At 69.9% G+C, this 3,450-nt stretch carries 2 protein-coding genes and 1 pseudogene; 2 read left to right on the forward strand and 1 reads right to left on the reverse strand.

Annotated elements, in window-relative coordinates:
• Positions 1-674: pseudogene (locus AC1DU6_RS24165) on the reverse strand (polyphosphate kinase 1); the annotation flags it as partial.
• Between the two features lie 63 nt (positions 675-737).
• On the opposite strand from AC1DU6_RS24165, the gene AC1DU6_RS24170 reads away from it, so the two are divergent.
• A complete protein-coding gene (locus AC1DU6_RS24170) occupies positions 738-1,613 on the forward strand; it encodes a hypothetical protein (RefSeq protein WP_457323175.1) in 876 nt (291 codons plus the stop codon).
• On the forward strand, positions 1,610-3,337 hold the full coding sequence (recJ, locus tag AC1DU6_RS24175) for a single-stranded-DNA-specific exonuclease RecJ (RefSeq protein WP_477860179.1): 1,728 nt from the start codon (positions 1,610-1,612) through the stop codon (positions 3,335-3,337). Before AC1DU6_RS24170 ends, recJ begins: the two co-directional genes overlap by 4 nt.
• Positions 3,338-3,450 lie beyond the last annotated feature (113 nt).

Below are 3,450 nucleotides of genomic sequence, written 5' to 3' on the forward strand. Positions count from 1 at the left end.
ACGCGGAACTGCGAGAAGGCCTCGACCTTGCGGCCGGGAAAGAGATCTTCCAGGTGGGCGCGGATGACGCTGGTCAGCAGCACGAAGGCCTGGCGGCCGTCGCTCAGGTTGGCCGGCAGCTTGATGACGCGCGGCAGCACGCGCGGCACCTTGACGATGGCGATGCGGTTGTCGCGGCCGAAGGCGTCCTTGCCCGACAGCCGCATGATGAAGTGCAGCGACTTGTTGGCCACCTGCGGGAAGGGGTGGGCCGGGTCCAGCCCCACGGGCACCAGCAGCGGCCTGACCTCGCGCTCGAAATACTTGGCCACCCAGTGCCGCTGCGGCTCGTCGCGGTCGGCGTGGTTGAGCACGACGATGCGCCGCTTGCGCAGCAGCGGCGTGAGCTGCTCGTTGAAGATCAGGTATTGCTCGTCGATCAGCGTGTGCGCCGCGCGGCCGACGCGTTCGACGTCCTGGCTTGTCACGGTGCTGAGCGGATCGCGCACGGCCTCCAGCATGTCGGCGAAGCGCACCTCGAAGAACTCGTCCAGGTTGCTCGACACGATGCAGACATAGCGCAGCCGCTCCAGCAGCGGCACATCTTCACGCTGGGCCTGGGCAAGGACGCGACGATTGAATTCAAGAATGGCCTGCTCACGGTTGAGCAGCTTCAGCGGGGTCGGGTCGGTCATGAAGAAAAGTGTATGAAGCTTGTGTGACAACGGCTTGAAATGCCCCCGGGATAATCCAGGCCCATGCACCTGATGATCCCCCATGCCAGCGCGCTGGACGAAGCCGCGCGGCATGCCTTCGGCACCCTGCCCCTGCCCAACCTGGCTGCGCAGCTGAACCGGCTCACTCCGGCCGAGACCTGGGGGAGCGACGAGCTATCGCCGCAGCCGCCGCATCACATCGCGCTGGCAGCGCTGCGCCAGCAAGCCGAGCCAAGCGCCGCGGCCTGGGCCGTCGAGGCCGGGCCCGAACTGGCCTGGGCGCTGATGAGCCCCGTGCACCTGGCCGTCGGCAGCGATGGCGTCGATGTGCTGCCGCCCGCGGCGCTGCGGCTGTCCGAATCCGACGCGGCGCGCTTCACGGCGCTGCTGCGCGAACTCTGGCCCGAGTCCGAAGGCTGGCAATGGCGGCTGCTGGACGCCACGCACTGGGCCATCGGCCACACCACAGCGCTGGATGACCTGCGCGCTGCCAGCATCGAGCGCGCCGGCGGCCGGCCCATCGAGCCCTGGCTGCCGCAAAACCGCGTGCTGCGCCGCTGGCAGAACGAGGCCCAGATGCTGCTGCATGAGCACGCCCTGAACCTCGAGCGGGAAGCACGCGGCGAGCATCCCGTCAACTCGGTCTGGATCGGCGACATTGGCCGCAGCAACGGCAAGGCCGCCGACGTGACGGTCGATGCCCGCCTGACCGAGCCGCTGCTCAACGGCGACCTCGCGGCCTGGGCCGAGGCCTGGCAGCGCCTGGACGCCGGGCCGCTGGCACAGCCCCTGACCAGCCTGACGCTGTGCGGCGAGCGCTTCGCGCGTCGTTTCACGACCCAACCGCTGTCCTTCATCGACAAGTTGAAGCGGCGCTGGCAAACGCCCGAGGTGAGCGCCGTACTGGAGGCGCTATGACTTCGCCTCGCCTTGTCGAACGCGACGTGCCGCCGCGCACGGCCTGGGCGCTGGAGCAGGCCGGCGTCGCACCCCTGATGGCCCGCCTGCTCGCGGCCCGCGGCGTGCGCGAGGCGGGCGAGCTGGACGAGAGCCTGGCCCAGTTGCTGCCGCCCACCGACCTGAAAGGCCTGCTGGAGGCCGGCCGGCTGCTGGCCGACGCCATCCAGGGCGGCGAGCGCCTCGTCATCGTGGCCGACTACGACTGCGACGGCGCCACTGCCTGCGCCGTCATGCTGCGCGGCCTGCGCCTGCTCGGCGCGCAGCCCGAGCAGCTCGGCTATGTCGTGCCGGACCGCGCCGTGCACGGCTACGGGCTGACGCCCACCATCGTCGACCTGGCGATGGCGCAGAAACCGACTCTGCTCGTGACGGTGGACAACGGCATCGCCAGCCTCGCTGGCGTGGCGCACGCCCGCGCCCAGGGGCTGAAGGTGCTGGTCACCGACCATCACCTGCCAGCCCTGGTCGATGGCGTCGTCGTCGTCCCAGATGCCTCTGCAATCGTCAACCCCAACCAGCCGGGCTGCACCTTCGCGAGCAAGTCGCTGGCCGGCGTCGGTGTGGCCTTCTATGTGCTGATGGGCCTGCGCGCCGAGCTGCGTTCACGCGGCGCGTTCGCTGACGTGCCGCGCCTGGACGGCCTGCTCGACCTCGTGGCTCTCGGCACGGTGGCCGACGTCGTCAAGCTCGACGCCAACAACCGCCGCCTCGTTGCGCAAGGCCTCAAGCGCATGCGCGCCGGCCGTGCGCAGCCGGGCGTCATGGCGCTCTTCAGCGCGTCCAAGCGCGACGCGAGCAAGGCCCAGGGCTTCGATCTCGGCTTTGCGCTCGGGCCCCGCATCAACGCGGCCGGCCGCCTCGCCGACATGACGCTGGGCATTGAGACGCTGACCACCGACGACCCCKAGCGGGCGCTGCAGCTCGCCACCCAGCTCGACGCCATCAACCGCGAGCGCCGCGAAATCGAGAGCGGCATGCGCGAGATGGCAGAGGCGCGGCTGGATGCCCTGGTCGAGGCGCTGCAAGGCGCCCTGCCCCCCGCGGTGGCACTGTTCGATGCCGACTTCCACGAGGGCGTCGTCGGCATCGTCGCTTCGCGCATCAAGGACCGCGTGCACCGCCCCACCTTCGTCTTCGCGCGCGGTGCCGACGGCAACCTCAAGGGGTCGGGCCGCTCCATTCCGGGTTTCCATCTGCGCGATGCGCTGGACCTCGTCAGCAAGCGTGAGCCCGAGTTGTTGGCCAAGTTCGGCGGCCATGCGATGGCGGCCGGCGCGACGCTGGCGGTCGACGATGTGAACCGCTTCGCGCTGGCCTTCGCGCGCGTGGCCGAGGAATGGCTCAACGAGCAGGACCTGACCCGCACGCTGCGCCATGACGGCTCGCTCGCGCCCGATGCCGCCACGGCCGAGACCGCACGCCTGCTGGACGCCCAGGTCTGGGGCCAGGGCTTCGAGGCGCCGGTGTTCTGTGATCGCTTCGAGCTGATCTCGCAGCGCCTCGTTGGCGAGAAGCATCTGAAGCTGCGCCTGCGCCGCGGCGGCCAGCTCATCGACGCCATCTGGTTCAACCACGTCGACATGCTGCCGGAGCGCGTCACGCTGGCCTACCGGCTGAGCCTGGACGAATGGCAGGGCCAGCAGCGCGTCCAATACGTCATTGAAGCCTGCGCCGAAGGCTGAGGCGTGACGGAGTTGGCAGGGACGCACGCCCTGCCGCCCCAAGTCACCGGAGTGTCACGGACGCTTTCAAGAATCCGCCCGGCCAGCCAGCCCGGAGCCTCCTCATGCGCGCC

Source organism: Roseateles sp. P5_B10, assembly GCF_056400485.1.

Coding starts and splice junctions, on each gene's coding strand:
- AC1DU6_RS24170 (WP_457323175.1), top strand. CDS start 738: ATGCACCTGATGATCCCCCATGCCAGCGCGCTGGACGAAGCCGCGCGG.